This is a genomic window from Mycoavidus sp. B2-EB (assembly GCF_014218255.1).
Classification (GTDB): Bacteria; Pseudomonadota; Gammaproteobacteria; order Burkholderiales; family Burkholderiaceae; genus Mycoavidus.
Window position 1 is genome coordinate 18744 of record NZ_AP021872.1, and the last position, 20274, is coordinate 39017.

At 50.2% G+C, this 20274-nt stretch carries 12 protein-coding genes and 1 pseudogene; 11 read left to right on the forward strand and 2 right to left on the reverse strand.

Going from position 1 to position 20274, the window contains the following annotated elements; all coding sequences use genetic code 11:
- Positions 1-10 precede the first annotated feature (10 nt).
- The 7 genes from atpA to MPB2EB_RS00125 all read left to right on the forward strand — a co-directional run bounded on the left by atpA (position 11) and on the right by MPB2EB_RS00125 (position 9926).
- Entirely contained in the window at positions 11-1549 is a 1539-nt protein-coding gene (atpA, locus tag MPB2EB_RS00095) for a F0F1 ATP synthase subunit alpha (protein WP_185181886.1), read from the forward strand.
- An 82-nt stretch (positions 1550-1631) separates the two neighbouring features.
- Complete coding sequence (gene atpG / locus MPB2EB_RS00100) at positions 1632-2549, forward strand: F0F1 ATP synthase subunit gamma (protein ID WP_185181887.1); 918 nt, start codon at positions 1632-1634, stop codon at positions 2547-2549.
- Between the two features lie 84 nt (positions 2550-2633).
- Positions 2634-4025 (forward strand): F0F1 ATP synthase subunit beta, encoded by a 1392-nt coding sequence (atpD, locus tag MPB2EB_RS00105; protein WP_198422336.1) that lies wholly within the window; start codon positions 2634-2636, stop codon positions 4023-4025.
- Positions 4026-4049: 24 nt separating this feature from the next.
- A complete protein-coding gene (locus tag MPB2EB_RS00110) occupies positions 4050-4469 on the forward strand; it encodes a F0F1 ATP synthase subunit epsilon (protein WP_185181888.1) in 420 nt (139 codons plus the stop codon).
- 226 nt (positions 4470-4695) lie between these two features.
- Positions 4696-6093, forward strand: a complete 1398-nt coding sequence (gene fumC / locus MPB2EB_RS00115; RefSeq protein ID WP_185181889.1) for a class II fumarate hydratase — start codon at positions 4696-4698, stop codon at positions 6091-6093.
- 257 nt (positions 6094-6350) lie between these two features.
- Positions 6351-7445: a uroporphyrinogen decarboxylase gene (hemE, locus tag MPB2EB_RS00120; protein ID WP_185181890.1), complete on the forward strand. Its 1095-nt coding sequence runs from the start codon at positions 6351-6353 to the stop codon at positions 7443-7445.
- A 408-nt stretch (positions 7446-7853) separates the two neighbouring features.
- Entirely contained in the window at positions 7854-9926 is a 2073-nt protein-coding gene (locus MPB2EB_RS00125; protein WP_185181891.1) for a primosomal protein N', read from the forward strand.
- A 5-nt stretch (positions 9927-9931) separates the two neighbouring features.
- Here the strand turns inward: MPB2EB_RS00125 and MPB2EB_RS00130 are convergent, their stop codons facing one another.
- Positions 9932-11110, reverse strand: coding sequence for a Fic family protein (locus MPB2EB_RS00130; protein ID WP_185181892.1), 1179 nt, complete (start codon positions 11108-11110; stop codon positions 9932-9934).
- A gap of 429 nt (positions 11111-11539) precedes the next feature.
- Between MPB2EB_RS00130 and MPB2EB_RS08470 the strand changes: the two genes are divergently transcribed.
- The 4 genes and pseudogenes from MPB2EB_RS08470 (at position 11540) to MPB2EB_RS00150 (ending at position 18860) form a co-directional block, all read left to right on the forward strand.
- Positions 11540-11830 (forward strand): hypothetical protein, encoded by a 291-nt coding sequence (locus MPB2EB_RS08470; RefSeq protein WP_232534444.1) that lies wholly within the window; start codon positions 11540-11542, stop codon positions 11828-11830.
- 136 nt (positions 11831-11966) lie between these two features.
- A pseudogene (gene putA, locus MPB2EB_RS00140) lies at positions 11967-15665 on the forward strand (trifunctional transcriptional regulator/proline dehydrogenase/L-glutamate gamma-semialdehyde dehydrogenase); the annotation flags it as partial.
- Positions 15666-15791: 126 nt separating this feature from the next.
- Entirely contained in the window at positions 15792-16904 is a 1113-nt protein-coding gene (locus tag MPB2EB_RS00145) for a branched-chain amino acid ABC transporter substrate-binding protein (protein WP_370576638.1), read from the forward strand.
- A gap of 456 nt (positions 16905-17360) precedes the next feature.
- Entirely contained in the window at positions 17361-18860 is a 1500-nt protein-coding gene (locus tag MPB2EB_RS00150; protein ID WP_185181895.1) for a Fic family protein, read from the forward strand.
- Between the two features lie 500 nt (positions 18861-19360).
- Here MPB2EB_RS00150 and MPB2EB_RS00160 read toward each other — a convergent pair whose 3' ends face one another.
- On the reverse strand, positions 19361-20257 hold the full coding sequence (locus MPB2EB_RS00160) for a DMT family transporter (RefSeq protein ID WP_185182588.1): 897 nt from the start codon (positions 20255-20257) through the stop codon (positions 19361-19363).
- Between the last annotated feature and the right edge of the window lie 17 nt (positions 20258-20274).

Consider the following 20274-nt stretch of genomic DNA (forward strand, 5'->3'; position numbering starts at 1 on the left):
GGAGCAAAATATGCAGCTTAACCCTGCGGAAGTGAGTGAACTTATCAAGACCCGAATTCAAGGTCTTACCGCTGACACGGAGCTTCGCAATCAGGGAACCGTCTTATCCGTGACGGACGGGATCTGTCGCATTCATGGGCTTTCCGACGTGATGCAAGGTGAAATGCTTGAATTCCCTGGGCAGACTTTTGGTCTTGCGCTCAACCTTGAGCGTGACTCAGTGGGCGCGGTGATCTTGGGCGAGTACACACATATTTCTGAAGGCGATACCGTAAAGTGCACGGGTCGCGTCCTGGAAGTGCCGGTTGGGCCAGAGTTGATTGGACGCGTAGTGGATGCATTGGGCCAGCCAATTGACGGCAAAGGCCCGATCAATGCCAAAGAAACCGATGCAGTTGAAAAAATTGCGCCAGGTGTGATTTGGCGTAAATCTGTTTCAGAGCCTGTGCAAACCGGGCTGAAATCGATTGATTCAATGGTGCCGATTGGCCGTGGTCAGCGTGAATTGATTATTGGTGATCGCCAAACAGGTAAAACTGCGGTTGCAATCGACACCATTATTAATCAAAAAGGTAAAGATCTAGTCTGTATTTACGTTGCAATTGGGCAAAAAGCAGCATCGGTGATGAACGTGGTGCGCAAGCTTGAAGAACATGGTGCGCTTGAATATACGATTGTTGTCAGTGCCTCGGCTTCAGATTCGGCTGCGATGCAATATATTGCGCCCTATGCCGGTTGCACGATGGGAGAATATTTCCGCGACCGTGGCCAAGATGCATTAATTATTTATGATGATTTAACTAAGCAAGCCTGGGCCTACCGTCAAATTTCATTGTTATTGCGCCGGCCGCCTGGTCGTGAAGCATATCCTGGTGACGTATTTTATCTGCACTCGCGTTTGCTTGAGCGAGCGGCAAGGGTTAGCGAAGCCTACGTTGAGAAATTTACCGAAGGCAAAGTAAAAGGTAAAAGTGGTTCACTCACGGCGTTGCCGGTGATTGAAACCCAGGCGGGTGACGTAACCGCCTTTGTGCCGACCAATGTTATCTCGATTACGGATGGCCAGATCTTTTTGGAGACGGATCTCTTTAATGCGGGTATTCGGCCTGCGATTAATGCGGGGGTTTCGGTCTCGCGCGTCGGCGGTGCGGCACAAACTAAGATCATCAAAAAATTGTCAGGCGGGATTCGCACGGATCTTGCGCAATATCGTGAGTTGGCTGCTTTTGCGCAATTTGCGTCTGATTTAGATGAAGCTACGCGCAAACAGCTTGAGCGTGGCCGGCGCGTGACAGAGCTGCTTAAACAGCCGCAATATAATCCGTTACAAGTATGGGAGCTTGCGGTTGCACTTTTTGCTGCAAATAATGGCTATCTTGATGAGATTGAAGTCAACGCAGTAGCCAGCTTTGAAAAGAACTTGCGCGAACACCTCAAAACCAGCCATGCTGATTTGGTGCAGCGGATTGAGCAGAAAAAAGAGCTCTCAGCAAGTGATGAAACGGCGCTACATGCGGTGCTTAAAGATTTCAAACGGTCAATTGCTTGAGGTCTCTGATGCGCAACATGCGGAGCATAGAAGGCTGGGCGCTTGCAAGGGCTGGCCTTCGAGGCAAAATCAGGAGTGATGAATGGCAGGCATGAAAGAAATTCGCGGCCAGATCAAAAGTGTTCAAAACACGAGTAAGATCACCAAAGCGATGGAAATGGTGGCAGCCTCAAAGATGCGCCGGGCGCAAGAGCGTATGCGCACGGCCCGTCCTTATGCCGAGAAAGTACGAGAGATCGCGGCTCATATGAGCCAGGCGAGCCTCGAATACAAACACCCGTTCATTACGCAAAATCAAGCGGCTAAGCAAGCGGGTGTCATTCTGGTGACAACCGATAAAGGGTTGTGCGGCGGTCTGAATACAAATATTTTGCGTGCAGCGGTGGCACAATTTAAAACCCTTGAAGCGCAGGGGTTGCGGATTGAAGCAACGGCAATTGGTGGCAAGGGCTTTAGCTTTTTGAGCCGCATGGGCGTCAAAGTAGTTTCGCATGTAGTGCAGTTGGGCGATACTCCACATCTGGAAAAATTAATCGGCGCGGTTAAGATACAGCTTGACGCTTATGCGCAAGGCAAGCTCAGTGCAGTATACCTAGCCTACACTCGTTTCGTTAATACCATGAAACAAGAGCCGGTGATCGAGCAGTTATTGCCGTTGGCCGCTGAACGATTTAACCAGCGTAGTGAGCATAATGTGGCGTCGCTTACGGCACCGCATGTTACGCAGACGAGTCAGTCTCATGCATGGGATTACCTATACGAGCCAGACGCGCAAGCGGTGGTCGATGAATTGCTGCTGCGTTATGTCGAGACACTCGTCTATCAGGCCGTAGCGGAAAATATGGCGTCTGAACAGTCGGCGCGTATGGTTGCGATGAAAGCAGCCTCCGATAATGCCAAGACGGTGATCAACGACTTGCAGTTGGTTTACAACAAAAGCCGCCAAGCCGCCATCACGAAGGAATTGTCCGAAATTGTAAGTGGCGCGGCAGCGGTTTAATGGCCTTTTGTGATGGCCCCAAACATGATCTGATGGGCATAGCAACCCATTCTAAAATCTTTAAAGATAGCTAAAGGAAAATTGATGAGTACCACGATGGCAGAAGGCAAAATCGTACAGTGCATCGGTGCGGTGATTGATGTCGAATTTCCGCGCGCGCAGATGCCCAAAATTTATGATGCACTCATGCTAGATGGCTCCGAACTCATCCTTGAGGTGCAACAACAGCTTGGCGACGGCGTAGTGCGCACGATCTGCCTAGGCTCATCTGAAGGTTTGCGGCGCGGTCTGACAGTTAAAAATACCGGTAACTCAATTCAAGTGCCGGTCGGTACGCCAACCTTGGGCCGCATTATGGACGTGTTGGGCCGGCCGATCGATGAAGCAGGCCCAATTGAGAGTGAGCATCAGCGTTCAATCCATCAAAAAGCCCCTAAGTTTGACGAGCTTTCTCCATCCACGGAATTGCTTGAAACCGGCATTAAAGTGATCGATTTAATCTGTCCATTTGCTAAGGGCGGTAAGGTCGGACTATTTGGCGGTGCTGGGGTTGGCAAGACGGTTAATATGATGGAGCTGATTAACAATATTGCGAAAGAGCATGGTGGTTATTCTGTCTTTGCCGGGGTCGGCGAGCGGACCCGTGAAGGGAATGATTTTTACCATGAAATGAAAGACTCCAATGTGCTCGACAAGGTTGCCTTAGTGTACGGCCAGATGAATGAGCCGCCAGGTAACCGTTTGCGTGTAGCCCTAACGGGTTTGACCATGGCCGAGCACTTCCGGGATGAAGGGCGTGATGTCCTGTTCTTCGTTGATAATATTTACCGTTACACCTTAGCTGGGACGGAAGTTTCAGCGTTATTGGGGCGGATGCCATCTGCGGTGGGTTATCAGCCAACGCTGGCTGAAGAAATGGGCCGCCTACAGGAGCGTATTACCTCAACTAAGACGGGCTCGATTACTTCGGTGCAGGCAGTGTACGTACCGGCCGATGACTTAACGGATCCTTCGCCGGCTACGACCTTTGGTCACCTTGATGCGACCGTTGTGTTATCTCGCGACATCGCCTCATTGGGGATTTATCCGGCGGTTGATCCGCTTGATTCAACTTCGCGTCAGATTGATCCAAACGTGATTGGCGAAGAGCATTACACGATCACCCGTCGCGTGCAGGCTATCTTGCAACGTTATAAAGAGCTACGCGACATTATCGCAATTCTTGGCATGGATGAACTCGCGCCAGAGGATAAGCTCGCTGTTTCCCGCGCGCGTAAAATGCAGCGCTTCTTATCGCAACCGTTTCACGTGGCGGAAGTCTTTACCGGTGCGCCAGGCAAATATGTGCCGCTTGCCGAAACGATCCGTGGCTTCAAAATGATTGCCGATGGCGAATGCGATCATCTGCCGGAGCAAGCCTTTTATATGGTTGGCACGATTGACGAAGCGTTTGAAAAAGCGAAGACAATCCAATAAAGCGGGCTTCATGCAGGAATTCATATGGCAACCATCAAAGTAGACGTCGTCAGCGCTGAGGAGCAAATTTTCTCGGGGCAGGCGCAATTCGTTGCGCTTCCGGGTGAGGAAGGTGAGTTAGGTATTTTGCCTGGCCATGTACCATTACTGACACGGATCCGCCCGGGTGCAGTGCGGATTGAGCTGGAGGGTGGCGTTGAAGAGTTTATCTTTGTCGCTGGCGGCATACTTGAAGTTCAACCGGGTGGGGTAACTGTTTTAGCGGATACCGCCATTCGCGGCCAAGACCTTGATCAGGCAAAAGCTGAGCAAGCGCGCCGCGCAGCTGAAGAGGCTCTACAAAATACGGGTTCGAACGTTGAATATGCGACGGCACAAGCGGAGCTGGCTTATGCGTCAGCCCAGTTGGCGGCGATTCAGCGCTTACGTCGGAATCGAAGTTAATTTGCGTACCCCCTTAATTGGGGTTTAATGAAAACGCCGATGTGGTCGGCGCAATGGATGTTCTAAGGGCGGGGCACGCCCGGTTAGCCATTAGACTCACATGCATTATGATTGGCGTAATAAGTGCTGCCGTCACGTTCAATAAACTCTTCTGAATCAGTTTGCAGTCTTTTGAGTCGGTATATAATGTTTGGCTTGTTCCTCTTAGCCGTCCAGATTTCCGCACATGAAAGAAAAAACTCGCATTGAACGTGATACCTTTGGTGATATTGCTGTGCCTGCCGCCCACTTATGGGGCGCACAGACGCAGCGCTCACGGCACAATTTCAAAATCTCAAATGAAAAGCAGGCGCCTGAATTGATCCGCGCGCTGGCCCAGGTTAAACGCGCGGCCGCTACCGTAAATCATGCGCTTGAGATACTCCCTGCTGATAAAACCAATGTGATTGTTCAGGCTGCTGACGAAATCATCGCGGGCCTGCACCCCGATGAATTTCCGTTAGTGGTTTGGCAAACGGGTTCAGGCACTCAGACGAATATGAATCTGAATGAAGTGATTGCGAACCGCGCGAGTGAGTTACTGGGCGGTGAGCGCGGAGAGGCGCGTAAAATCCACCCGAACGATGAGGTTAATCGAGGGCAATCCTCTAATGATGTTTTCCCAACCGCGATGCACATTGCCGCGGCTGATGGCATAAAGAATACATTATTACCTGCGTTAAAAACCCTGCGCGATACGTTGGCGGCAAAAGCGCGGGCTTTTACGGACATCGTTAAAATTGGGCGAACCCATTTACAAGATGCGACGCCTCTTACGCTAGGCCAAGAGTTTTCCGGTTATGTGGCGCAACTTGAGCAAGGAATGCGCCATCTAGAAGCGGCTTTGCCGCATTTATATGAACTGGCTTTGGGCGGTACTGCGGTTGGTACGGGGCTTAATGCGCATCCGGCTTTTGCCGATAAAGTCGCAGCCGAAATTAGCGCCCTCACAGGACTTCCCTTTGTCAGCGCGCCGAATAAATTTGAAGTGATGGCGGCGGCCGATGCCCTGGTGCATGCGCATGGTGCTCTTAAAACCGTGGCGGCTGGCTTAATGAAAATCGCAAATGATATTCGTTGGCTAGCAAGTGGACCACGTTGTGGCTTAGGCGAATTATTGATCCCAGAAAATGAGCCGGGCAGTTCAATCATGCCAGGCAAAGTTAACCCGACCCAGTCTGAAGCCGTTACGATGTTGTGCTGTCAAGTATTTGGCAACGACGTAGCCGTCAATTTCGGTGGCGCAAGCGGTAATTTTGAATTGAATGTTTTTCGCCCCATGATTGCGCACAATGTGTTGCAATCGATTCGGTTGCTTGCCGATGGTGCGCGCAGCTTTAACGATCATTGCGCGCTTGGCATTGAGCCAAACCGCGCGCGGATTGAAGCGTTGTTAAACGAATCTCTGATGCTGGTGACGGCGTTAAATCCGCATATTGGCTATGACAAAGCGGCACAAATCGCAAAAAAAGCCCACCGCGAAGGAACCACTTTAAAAAGCGCCGCGCTGGCTCTAGGTTATGTGAGCGACGCGGAGTTTGATGCCTGGGTGCAGCCACGAAAAATGGTGGGCGATAAGCATTAACTAGAATAAAAAAAGCGGGCCTAAAAGGCCCGCTCAAGCCGCACGCTACGGGGTTAGCGTGAGGAGACCAACATCAAGAGTCGTTGGTTAAAACGGCCTCCGCAGAGATGTCCTCGCTAAAGGGTAGAGCTTGGTGCTAAGCCGACCAGTGAGGGGGCTGCCGAGTATGTCCGCTCTCACGTTGTCAGTTGCTGTCCATCTGTGCTGAAACCGTTAATGGCATTGTGGTGGATGTGCGCGGTTTTAGGAGTAATAAAATGTTGCAGTCTGTATCAAACGATACATTCTTACGGGCGCTGAAACGCGAGCCTACCGACTATACGCCGGTTTGGTTAATGCGCCAGGCGGGCCGTTATTTGCCGGAATACAATCTAACTCGTGCTCGCGCGGGTAGTTTTCTTGGGCTGGCGAAAAATCCTGATTACGCCACTGAAGTGACCTTGCAGCCGCTTGAGCGTTATCCCTTGGATGCGGCGATTCTTTTTTCGGACATTTTGACGATACCCGATGCGATGGGGCTTGGCCTAAGTTTTGAAGCTGGCGAAGGACCACGTTTTGCCCATCCACTACGAACTGAAGCAGATATTGCGCGTTTGGCCGTGCCGGCGGTAGATTCGGCTTTATCTTATGTGACTGACGCAGTCACTCAGATCCGGCGCGCTTTAACCCATGCCAATGGCGTGCAACGCATACCATTAATCGGTTTTTCGGGTAGTCCTTGGACGCTTGCTTGTTATATGGTTGAAGGGGGCGGCTCGGATAATTTTAGCCTGGTTAAAACCATGCTTTATCAACATCCGGCTTGGCTGCATCGCATACTTGAGATTAATGCGCAGGCTGTGGCTGCTTATCTTAATGCGCAAATCGATGCTGGCGCGCAAGCAGTGATGATCTTCGATACTTGGGGTGGGGCCTTAGCTGAGGGAAAATTTCAGAAGTTTTCTCTGGCCTATACGCAAGCGGTGATCCAGCAACTGAAGCGTGAACATAATGGCGAACAAATACCGGTGATTGTGTTTACTAAAGGTGGCGGTCAATGGCTAGAAGAGATTGCGGCGATTGGCGCGCAGGCGGTTGGCCTTGATTGGACGACGAACCTCGCGCGTGCCCGTGAGCGTGTTGCCGGTCAAGTGGCCTTGCAAGGCAACCTTGATCCAACGGTGTTGTTTGCATCGCCAGCGACTATTCGTGCCGAGGTGCGCGCAATCTTAGAGAGTTATGGGAATCATCCCGGACATATTTTCAATCTTGGGCACGGCATTTTGCCCTTGACCCCCCCTGAACATGTCGCTGAAATGGTTGATGAAGTTCATTCTTATAGCCGTTCATTGCGACTCGCTGCTGGCGCTTAATTTGGCTTTTGAGTGAGTGCTCATTCGGTTTTTAGATAGATTCTATAAGGGATCTGCCGATTAGCTAAGCCGCTGACTTATACACATTTAGAGAACCTCTTGCAAGAGGTGACTTAATTTTTTGATAAATTGCAAAAGAGTCCTGTTGGAATTGTCTAAGTGATTGATTAATAAGGGTTTGTGAAAATTGCTTTGAAACTGAGCAAACTAAGCGAGAGCGCTTGCCTTGGCCTTTTCAGCAGCTAAAAAGGGACTTTTCAACAAAGTTATCCACAGGTTTTGTGGAAAGCTCAAAAAAAGCCAAAAAATCCGGTAGTTAGCGGCGTATTGTATGCAATACTTTAAATTTAATTGGCCCTATCGGTCTATCCAGCGCGTTGCTTTAGGGATAATGAGCAAGAATCTGTAATGAGTTGCCTAATTGTCCGTGTCGCCTTAGACCAACCTATCCCGATTTTGTTTGATTACGGTTGCGCTATCTCGCCGGCGCCCCAACTGGGTCAGTTGGTGTATGTGCCGTTTGGCAGGCGCAACTTAGTGGGCTTGGTGTGTGAGCTAGCCGAACAGAGTGATATCCCGACGGAACGCTTACGCATGATTGAAGCGGTCTGGGCGGATGCGCCGGCGCTGTCGGCCCAATGGTTGGCGCTTGCGGCCTTTGCGGCGGATTATTACCAACGCTCATTAGGTGAAGTTGCGCTAGCCTCGTTGCCCTCAGCGCTACGTAATGCGAAGCGTTGGCAGCGGCTCGCCATACCGGCCTCTCCGGTCCTGTTGAGTGGTGAGTCGAGTCAAGAGTTGGCTGCTGGCAGCCGCCCCACGGCTGAGGCTCAAGCGTTGCCAACCGGGGAAAAAACTCTAACGTCTGAACAAACAAATGTGTTGCTCGCGCTTAACACCGCCCGCGGTTTTTCTCCTTTTTTATTACATGGGGTAACGGGGAGCGGCAAAACAGAAGTTTATCTGCGCATGATCGCGGATTTGCTAACGCGTGCTCCGCTGGCTCAAGTGCTCGTGTTGGTCCCCGAAATTAACCTAACGCCCCAGTTTGAGGCAGCCTTCCGGGCCCGTTTTTCAGCTGGGCCAGCGCAGGCCATTGTGACTTTGCATAGCGGTCTAGCCGAAGGGGTGCGAGCGCGGCATTGGTTGGCCGCCCATACTGGGCAAGCCCGTATTGTCTTGGGAACACGGTTAGCCGTATTAGCCTCTTTACCGAGTCTGGCATTGATCGTAGTTGATGAAGAACATGATGTTGCCTATAAGCAGCAGGAAGGGCTGCGTTATTCAGCGCGTGACTTGGCGATTTGGCGTGCTAAACAACTCGGCATTCCAATTGTGTTGGGCTCTGCGACACCGTCGCTTGAAAGTTGGCGGCAAGCTGCACAGGGCCGCTATACGCATCTGACAATGCAGCGGCGCGCGCATGCTGAGGCTGTGCTGCCGAGTGTGCGCTTAATTAACATGACCCAAACTACACCCGCGCCGATTGCGGGACTATCTGCTCCCCTGATTCATGCGATACGGGAACGTTTAGCACGGCAAGAGCAGAGTCTGATTTTTTTAAACCGGCGTGGATATGCGCCCGTGCTGGCTTGCGATGCCTGTGGTTGGATCGCGGGTTGCGTACGCTGTAGCGCTTATACGGTTTTGCATAAGCTTGAACGAGTATTGCGTTGCCACCATTGTGGTTGGCAAGCGCCAATTATGCGGGCCTGCCCGGATTGTGGCAATCTTGATTTGGCCCCACTCGGACGAGGTACACAAAGGGTTGAAGAGACGCTTGCCGAGCTTTTGCCCAGCGCTCGGATTTTACGTATTGACGCCGATAGCACGCGCCGCAAAGGAAGTGCGCAAGCGCTATTAGAAGACGTACATGCAGGCGTAGCAGATATTCTAGTGGGTACGCAAATGGTCGCAAAAGGGCATGATTTCAAGCGCGTAACGCTAGTGGGAGTATTGAATACAGATGTTGCGCTGTTTTCACATGATTTTCGAGCCAGCGAACGACTTTTTGCCCAGTTAATGCAAGTCAGCGGGCGGGCGGGCCGTACCGGGCAAGGAGAGGTTTTGCTGCAAACGCGTTATCCACAGCACCCTCTGTATGAGGCGCTGACACGACATGATTATGCAGGTTTCGCCGCCACGCTCCTGGCTGAGCGACAGCAGGCGCGTTTGCCTCCCTTTGTTTATCAGGCGCTCCTCCGTGCTGAAGCGCGCACGTTAGAAGCGGCGCAGGCATTTCTAATGCAGGGCATAACGCTGTTTAAAGGTTTGCCTGGCGCCGAATATGTTATCTGCTATGACCCAGTACCCATGGTTGTGGTTAAAGTTATGCATGTGCATCGGGCCCAATTGCTGCTTGAAAGCGCATCGCGCAGTGCACTGCAAAGCACCCTGCGCGCATGGCAGCCTTATTTGCGTACACTTAAAGTCAAAGGAATCGTGCGCTGGTCGGTTGAAGTTGATCCACTGGATATTTAACGCCGCTAGAGCGGGTCATTTTCCGATGGCTCTATGCCTCGATCCACTATTTCTATATACCTTGCATAATTGAACAGGCGGTTTCGTTTTTGGGCGGTGAGTGCTTGTACGATACCTAGTTTTTCCATGTGAACCAATGCCTTATTGATAGTGGCTGGCGCCAGGCCCGTTTTCTCTACTAACCAGCCCGAGGTGATGACGGGGCGTTCTATGAGTGCTTGGTGGATTTGTAAAGCAGAAGGTGCTGCTCTGCCCAGCCTACTTATTTTTTCGCGATCTTGAGCGAACAACGCGAGAAGTTGTTGCGCCGTTTCTACGGCTTGGGTAGCGGTGACAGTAATGGCCTCAGTAAAAAAATCGAGCCAGGCTTCCCATTCACCCGTCACACGGACATTGTTGAGCAGCTCGTAATAATATTGGCGATGAGTTTTAAAATAGAGGCTCAGATAGAGCATGGGTTCTCGTAACACCTTTTGTTCACATAAGAGCAATGTGATTAAGAGGCGACCCAAGCGACCATTACCATCGAGAAATGGGTGGATCGTTTCAAATTGCACATGCGCTAATGCTGCTTTAAGCAATACTGGCATTGGTTCTGGCAGATCATGGAGAAATAGCTCGAGCTTGCCCATACAAGCTAGTACTTCCTCAGCCGGAGGTGGAACGAACGCTGCATTGCCTGGTCGTGTGCCCCCAATCCAATTTTGACTACGTCGAAATTCCCCTGGTGTTAGCTTACAACCGCGACCTTTTGCTAACAGAACGCCATGCATTTCTTTAATCAGCCGCAATGATAATGGCTGCCCCTCTTTGAGCAGACGCAAACCGTGTTCGAGCGCTGCGACATAGTGACTGACTTCACGCACATCATCTAGTGGGACGCCTGGCATTTGATCTAGCTCGAACAGCAACAAATCGGAGAGTGACGATTGCGTCCCTTCGATCATGGACGAGAGCACTGCCTCTTTACGAACATACATGTAGAGAAAAAGCGAGGTGTCAGGTAGCAGCGTTGATACGCTATCCAACTGACCGAGCGCGAGTAACGCTCGGTCAAACTTTCTGCGCAATTCAGTCGTCCAAGTGATAGGTGGGCAAGGCGGAAGCGGTGCGGGTACGAATGCCTGCGCTTTTTCACCGGTTGTCGATATCGTGACATAGTGGCCTTGGAGCGTTTGTTTCATTGCGCGTAACCTAAAATAAGAAAGGCTGTTATTTTACGATAACAACCCAAAGTAAAATAGGCAGAAAATTAATACCGTCATCGAGCGACTCTTATTGAGTCTAAATGTATGACGATAGTCTATCCTGCAGCAGCAGTAGCCAAAAAAGTTGCGCATGCGCAACTTTTAGAGCTTTCTAGCTTTCATAGTTAGCGCCTAATAAAAAGAAAGCGCGTTTATGTGCGGGGAAAGTGATAAGAAAAATAGGAAATGCTTATTTGTACTAATTGAGATCTGATCTGACCGGCTCTGTAGGTCAGCATGATGCTGTAAATGATTGAGCTTGCTCAGGTGCCTGCTACGGTATCATTAAAAATCCAATTCTTGCGATTATGTTGAGCTCAGCATAGTCGCAGCGACCATTTAAAATAATTTCCCGATCAGGAGATTATGGTGACTGTTATTCAAACTCCATCAGATTTGGGGGCAGCGCTTCGCTGCACCCGTAAACGGCTCAAATTGACACAGCCGCAATTGGCGTTGGCCGCTAATGTGGGTGTGCGTTTTCTGGTTGAACTGGAAGCCGGCAAACCTACTATCCAACTTAAGGGAGTATTACGTGTTATCCAAGCTCGAATGCTACAAGCCGATTTTATGGCTCATTTTGCTGACCGGTCATTACTTGAAAAAATGATTGTTCTAATTGAGCGTCGCTGTGCGCTGATGATGGAGCGCCTCTAGGGCGCTTGGATTTGTCAATCTGCTAATTTCAGCAAAGAACTTTTTCTTTACTAAGCCAGAGGGGTTAATTACACTGCCCTGAATTCGCTTCTCCTTAAAGAAACAAAAAAAGATGCTGACATCTCTCGCATTATCTCAAGCGCCATTGCGGGCCGCCATTATCGCTGCCTACCGGCGCCCAGAATCAGATTCCATTGTCCCGCTGATCGATGCCGCCCGTTTAACGGCTGAGCAAAGCGTTGCCGCACGCATGCTTGCGAATGAGTTAGTTAAAGCGCTGCGCGCTAAACCAGCAAGCCGCGGGATTAAAGAGTTACTTCACGAATTCTCTTTATCGAGCCAAGAAGGGGTGGCGCTAATGTGCTTGGCGGAGGCGCTTTTGCGTATTCCAGATAGCGCCGTACGCGATGCCTTGATTCGAGATAAGCTCTGCTATGGCGACTGGAAATCACATATCGGCCAAAAATCCTCGTTATTTGTGAACGCAGCCGCGTGGAGCTTAATGGTAAGCGGCAAATTATTGACCAGCCATAGCGAGACAGGTTTGTTTGCGGCGCTTTCTCGGCTGATTGGTAAAGGTTGCGAGCCATTGGTGCGCAAAGGGGTGGGGCTCGCGATGCAGCTCATGGGGGAGCAGTTTGTTTGTGGAGAAACAATCGCTCAAGCGCTCACGAATAGCCGCAAACTTGAGGCCCGAAATTTTCGTTATTCATATGACATGCTGGGTGAGGCAGCGCTGACAAGTGAAGATGCGCATCATTATTTTTTGGCGTATAAGCAAGCGATTCATGCCATTGGCAAAGTAGCGGGCACGCGTGATATTTATGATAAAGCCGGTATTTCAGTCAAATTGTCGGCGCTGCATCCGCGTTATGCCCGGGCGCAGAAAGAGCGTGTTATGGCAGAGCTTTTGCCACGCTTACAGGCGCTAGCAACGCTCGCTCGTTATTACGATATTGGTTTAAACATTGATGCCGAAGAAGCAGACCGCCTTGAGCTATCGTTAGATTTATTAGAGGCATTATGTTTCGATCCGGCGCTAGCCGGTTGGAATGGCATCGGCTTCGTGATACAGGCGTACCAGAAACGTTGCCCGTTTGTGGTTGATTATCTAATCGATTTAGCTTTGCGCAGCCAACGCCGGTTGATGGTGCGGCTGGTTAAAGGTGCGTATTGGGACAGTGAAATTAAGCGCGCGCAAATGGATGGATTAAATGAATACCCCGTCTATACGCGCAAAATTTACACGGATATTTCTTACCTAGCTTGTGCAAAAAAAATGCTCGCTGCGCCCACGGCGATCTACCCCCAATTTGCTACACACAACGCCTATACGGTGGCGGCTATTTATCATTTGGCGGGTCCCAATTACTATGCAGGCCAATATGAGTTTCAATGCTTGCATGGAATGGGTGAGCCGCTTTACGAAGCGCTGTATAAGCACTGCGACATCAAACGTCCATGTCGGATTTATGCGCCAGTAGGCACTCATGAAAGGTTATTAGCCTATTTGGTTAGGCGTTTGCTTGAAAATGGCGCGAATACTTCGTTTGTGAATCGTATTGCAGATGCGGCAGTGACGCTCGATGAGCTCATTGCGGATCCGATTGAGGAGGCTTTAAAAGTGGAGCCGCTGGGAGCGCCTCATCCGAAGATTGTTTTGCCACGCGCGCTATATGGGGCTGAGCGGGTGAATTCGAGTGGGTTGGATTTATCGGACGAAGACCAGCTGGCTCAGCTATCCTCTATTTTGCACGCTGGTGCACATCTGAAATGGCAGGCTGCGCCGATCCTAGGTCTGGATGTAGACCCAGATAAACATAGCTTAGTACGCAATAGTGTTAATCCGGCGCATGAAAGTGACATTGTTGGCACATTGATTGAGGCGAGTGACGCAGAAGTTCAGGCCGCGCTGGAGATGGCTTCTATAGCGGCGCCCGCTTGGCGCATGACGCCGCCGTTAACGCGTGCAACCTATCTGATGCGCGCGGCGGATCTGCTTGAAGCGCAAAGATATACGTTGATGAGTTTGTTGGTGCGTGAAGCGGGTAAATCGCTGGCGAGTGCAGTGTCTGAAATACGTGAAGCCGTTGATTTCTTGCGCTATTACGCGGCGCAAATCCACCTCGAATTTTCCAACGACACGCATCACCCGTTGGGTCCCATTGTCTGTATTAGCCCATGGAATTTCCCGCTAGCCATTTTTATTGGGCAAATCTCCGCTGCTTTAGCGGCGGGCAATCCAGTGTTGGCTAAGCCGGCTGAACAAACGCCACTCATTGCGGCACAGGCGGTTCGAATTCTGCACGAAGCAGGGGTACCGATTGGCGTTGTGCAGTTATTGCCAGGCGCAGGCGAGACGGTGGGGGCTGCCTTAGTTGCCGATGAGCGCGTTGGCGGTGTAATGTTTACGGGTTCAACCGAGGTCGCGCGACTGATTGCGAGAGCGCTGGCTAAGCGGCTCGGTGCGGATGGCAAACCGATTCCGTTAATTGCCGAAACGGGCGGTCAAAATGCAATGATTGTGGATTCATCTGCGCTCGCTGAACAAGTGGTGTCTGATGTTCTCGTCTCCGCGTTCGATTCAGCGGGCCAGCGCTGCTCAGCGCTCCGGGTGTTATGCTTGCAAGAGGAGGTTGCGGAGCGCATTTTGACTATGCTCAAAGGGGCGATGCAAGAATTGGTGATCGGCGCTCCAAGTGACTTGGCGACGGATGTTGGCCCCGTGATCGATGCAGCCGCCAAATCCGCGATTGAAAAACATATCGATAGAATGCGTACCAAAGGGTGTAAAGTATTTCAGCCTTTGTTAGTTGACGCATCGAACACGCAGCAACTTGCGAATGGCACCTTTGTGTTGCCAACGCTGATTGAAATTGAATCAATCAACGCATTAACGCATGAAGTATTTGGACCCGTGTTGCATGTTGTCCGCTATCGCCGCCCAGCACTGGCTACCCTGCTTGACGAGATTAATTGCACGGGCTATGGCCTAACGCTTGGTCTGCATACGCGGATAGATGAAACCATTGCTTATGTCAGCGCGCACGCGCGGGTGGGCAATCTTTATATTAACCGTAACATGGTCGGGGCGGTGGTAGGCGTACAGCCATTTGGTGGCGAGGGTTTGTCGGGGACGGGGCCCAAGGCAGGTGGGGCGCTGTATTTATTGCGCTTGCTAGCGCAAGCGCCACCACCGGCATTCGCTCAGTTGACCATGCAACACGTGCCACTGGATCCAGAGCTCGTTGAGATGGACCTGACGCGTGCTGCGGTGGAGAGATTAAATGCATACCGCACTTGGCTCATCGCACAAAATGATACGCTAACGGCGATGCGGTGTGAGCGTTATGCAGAGCAAATTATAGTGGGCAAAGTCTTCGAACTGTCTGGCCCGACCGGCGAAGAAAACCTGTATGCGCTCAAATGCCGCGGCATCGTAAGGTGTGAGGCGGCTACGCTGTGCGGTGCGCGAGCACAACTGGCCGCGGTACTGGCAACGGGCAATCAAGCGTTATTTGCAGCACATAACCGTGCTAACCTTGAATGGATTCAGCGGCTCCCTGAAAGCCTGAAGAGCCAGATCAGCATAGAGCGTTGTGTTACAGATTCTTTTGACGCGGTATTATTTGAGGGGGAGCGAGCTGCGCTGCAAACGCTGATTCAGAATATGGCGGAACGAACTGGTCCGCTGATTAGCGTACAAAGCGTTGCGCTCGACGCACTGGCTGCCAATCAAGAAGATTACCGACTAGAAAGGCTTTTGATTGAAGTTGCGATTAGTCAAAATACCGCGGCAGCGGGAGGTAATGCGAGTTTAATGACGATTACATAGCTGACTAACTAAATTAAAGCAGCAGTATTGGAACTGATTTGATAGCTAGATTAGTTCATACCGATTTGACCAATCAGCAAATAGGAGAAATGAATGCAACCAATGATTAAGCAACTCGCACGCATTATGTTGGCAGGGGGAGCCATGTACGCGAGCATGACGGTTTTTGCTCAGCCTGTCGAAGACATCAAAATTGGGTGTGCTGCTCCGATGACGGGGCCGCAAGCTCATTACGGCAAAGATTTTCAGAATGGAGTTCTGCTGGCGGTAGAAGATTTCAATGCAACGAAACCGACCATCGGCGGCAAATCGATTCGGATCGTGCTAAATACAGAAGATGATCAAGCTGACCCCCGCACGGCCACTACCGTTGCGCAAAAACTTGTCGATCAAGGCATTAAAGGAATGTTGGGCCATTTCAATTCAGGCACGACGATTCCCGCATCTCGGATTTATGCCAATGCAGGCATTCCACAAATTGCTATGGCCACGGCCCCTGAATATACGCAACAAGGCTTTAAAACGACGTTTCGCATGATGACTTCGGATACTCAGCAAGGGGCGGTGATTGGGGCTTTCGCAGTTAAGAATCTGGGCTTTAAACGGGTGGCCATCGTTGATGATCGCACGGCCTATGGTCAAGGCTTAGCCGATCAATTTGAGAAAGCGGCTAAAGCGGCTGGTGCAAAAATCGTTGGCCGTGAATACAGCAACGATAAGGCCGTTGATTTTAAAGGGGTTCTAACCAAACTCAAACGCGTCAATCCACAGGCCATTTTCTATGGTGGGGCTGATGCACAAGCTGCGCCAATCGTTAAACAAATGCAAACGCTTGATATGAAAACTGTATTGATGGCGGGTGAAATGGTGAAATCAGACACATTTCTAAAGCTTGCTGGCAAAGCAGCCGAAGGCACGGTGGTTTCATTGGCAGGACGGCCACTGAATGAAATGCCGGGTGGCAAAGAGTATGCCGCTAAATATAAAAATCGCTTTAAAGAAAATGCGCAAACCTATTCGCCTTATGCTTATGATGGCGCGATGGCAATGTTTACCGCAATGCAAAAAGCCGACTCAACGGATCCAGTTAAATACCTGCCTTTTTTGGCTAACATTGATATGCAGTCAGTCACGATGAAAAAGCTTGCTTATGACGCGCGAGGGGATTTGAGACAAGGTGATATTACGGTTTATAAAGTCGAAAATGAACAATGGAAAGTGTTATCTGACGCTAAATAAATCTTCAGCCCCTTGCCCGGAAATAAATGGGTAAGGGGCTGAAGTATTTTTCAAAATAAGCAGGATCGAGCGCTTGTAAGAAACGGCGCAACGTATCATTACTTGTCATGTGGCAAATAGCGTATGAGTTGATCAAGCTTGGTCTTCCCAAATAGCTCTATATCGTGCCAACCTTTGCACCCAGCTATCATCGTGCAAAATACGAACAGTACAGTGGAAAAACGCTATTTGCTTTTTGTATATTTCGATTTCTTCATCGCACGATCTCCTTTTACATTGCAAAATTGCACCAGTTTTTTCTATTTTTTAATGTCTAGTTTTTGGAGGGCAAATCCAAGCTTACGCCTCATTTCTTTCATATGTTGACTAGCACAAAAACTATAACGACATATTTTCAGACAAAATATGGGAGAATCAGCATATTTTCAGACTGTGTGTAACACGAGAGGTTCTTGAATGCACAAATCGGACATCGATACTGCGGAAGTGCTGTTCACGGGTGGCAAGTCCGAAGCGCAAGCACGAAAGCTGGTTCGTGCTGCCGCTTCTGGTGAAGTGCGACGCATCTATGCTGGCGTTTTTACGGCCAATTGCAATAGTCCCCTTGAGGCAGTGGTTTTACGCAACTGGGCAGCCATTGTTGGGTATTTGCTGCCTAACGCGGTACTTGCTTTCAGGTCTGCTCTGGAACACCGTCCGGTGGAGGGCGTATTGCACGTTAGCCGCATTGGTCAACGCCGACGAACACTTGAATTGCCAGGATTAACCGTTCATGTCTATCCAGGCGCGTCTCCTATCTCGGCGCTGCCTCCAGTCGATAATCCGTACCGTGGCCTATTTTTGCCGAGCGAGGAAAGGGGGATACTGGAAAATTTATCGACTCGCCGTGGCAGCAAACACTTAGTCTTATCGCAACAGGCGCTCGAAGAAAGACTTGAAAAGATTCTGACCATTCGCGGTGAGTTCAAACTCAACGAGTTGCGAGATAGAGCGAAGGCCGTGGCCGACCAGCTTGGAATGTATAAAGAGATGTCTCGTTTAGAGAGCATCATCGGCGCTATGCTTGGCACCCATAAGCAGAAAAAACTTAAGAGCCAGCTGGCTTTGGCGCGAGCGGCCGGTATGCCATACGACCCAGACCGTATCGATCTCTTTGAGGCGTTACATGCACAGCTGAACACGGCAGTGTTCGCGCCCATCCCGGATCCTGCGCCGTTGGGCATCGCAATGGAGAACTTTGCTTTTTTCGAAGCTTATTTTTCGAACTACATTGAAGGAACCACGTTCGAGGTTGAGGAGGCGGAGAAGATTGTCTTCGAAGGTACCATTATTTTGAACCGCTCGGAGGACTCGCACGACATCTTGGGCACTTTCCACGCCGCGACATCACCGCCGTGGCGGAATCAATCACCGCAGACGGAAGATGATTTTCTCAGCTGGCTCAAGAACGTGAATGCGCTTGTCATGCAAGCTCGGCCAGACAAGGAACCGGGCCGGTGGAAGGCGCAAGCCAACCAAGCGGGTAATACGCTTTTCGTGTTGCCCGAACTGGTACGGGGCACGTTGCGAGAGGGATTTGTACGGATTAAGGCGCTCACCGACCCAGTAGCCCGTGCACTGATGACGATGTTCGTCATAACCGAGGTACATCCCTTTAGAGATGGTAACGGCCGCACAGCTCGACTGGCAATGAACTGCATGCTCTGCGAAGCCAAGCTGTGTCGCATCATGATACCGACAGTGTATCGGGAAGATTACCTGTTACCGTTAAAACGGTTGACGAACGAAAAAGATGCGCAGCCATTCATCCGGACGATGACACGCATCCATAACTGGACTGCGCAATTTAATTATGCGCAGGACCGCCAGTTAGTCCGCGAACAGCTTGCACGCTGTAACGCGTTCCATGAGAATTTAAGGGACTATAGACTGATTTTTCCAAGTGACATGCCGTAGTGTATGTTGCCCATCTACACTCTTTAGTAGTTTACGTGTAACAAGCAGGGTAGCCCCATTTAAATTTGAGCATTTAAGACCTCGTGAAGGCAGTTTGGATCCCATCCAGCCATTTTTCTCATTTGCTTCGAAACTCGCGCGAGGTCTGCGTTGTTTAATGATATTGAACAAAATTAAGAGCGGTTTTCTTAACGATGGCAATATTTAAAATGAGCAGGATCGAGCGCTCGTAAAAAACGGCGCAACGTATCATCACTCGGTACCCCAGATTCATACGGCAAATAGCGTCTATTGAGACATTACCTGTTTTAGAAAAATTGAAGAATTTGGATTTATCTAAATCTAATTTGGATAGTAATAATGTTCAAATGATAGTCTGCATAACCCTAGTACCCTCAGCGCTAAATCTTGTATATGAGAGTTGAATTAAGGTGGTGAAGAGGTTATGCAGAGTACCCTTAATTATTACTAGTCTTGTTTTTAAAAAGACTAAGTGTAAGTCAACGCCGAGTCACGGGGAATGTGAGGCTCTTAATTTTTCCCGAAGCCAACCCAGTACCCGCTAATATAATGGCGCACCCTACCATCATAAATACGGTTATCTGCTCTCCCAGAAAGCATACACCCCATAATGTGCCAAAAATAGGAACTAAGAAGGCGACTGACATTGCATACGATGCGCCAGCATGGGCGACAAGTCGAAAATAGAGTAAGTACGCTATCCCGCTACACAAGATACCGAGCGCGCTAACGGCATACCATGTGCTGGCGGCAATCGGCTGCTGTGGCCAGTAAAACCATGCGAGCGGCAAGAGCGTGAGCGCGGCAAAAAATTGACTACTAAAAGCAACTAAATTGGGCGCTACCGCGGCGAGGCGATGTTTAGAATAATTTGTCGCAAAGGCATAGAGTAAAGTTGCGCTTAGCACGGCCCCAATTGCAAGCGAGGGTGAGACACCGTGTTCGGTTGCCATTTCTGCTTCGCTCATTCTGCCGACGACCAAGATAATCACACCGATGAGACCGCCTGCTAGGCCTAGTATCTGGATTCTGGTCAGTGGTACACGTAGCCATACATAAGCAATGAATGCTCCCCAGAGGGGGGTAGTCGCATTTAAAATTGAATCAAATCCTGCATCAAGGGCAAGCGTTGAATAGGTGAATAAGCAAAATGGCAGAGCAGAGTTTGTCAGGCCTAAAATTAGCAGCGGTCCTATAAACTGGCGTAGCTGTGCGCGCGCAGAAGCGGTGCGCAGTACCGGCAGTAAGACCAGCGAGCCAATACTCACGCGCAATGCAGCCAAAACAATTGGGCCAAACTCAGGCGTGCCAATGCGCATGAAGAGAAACGATGCGCCCCAAATCGCGGCCAAAATAATTAATTCGATGAGGTTCATCATAGTATTAGGCAAGG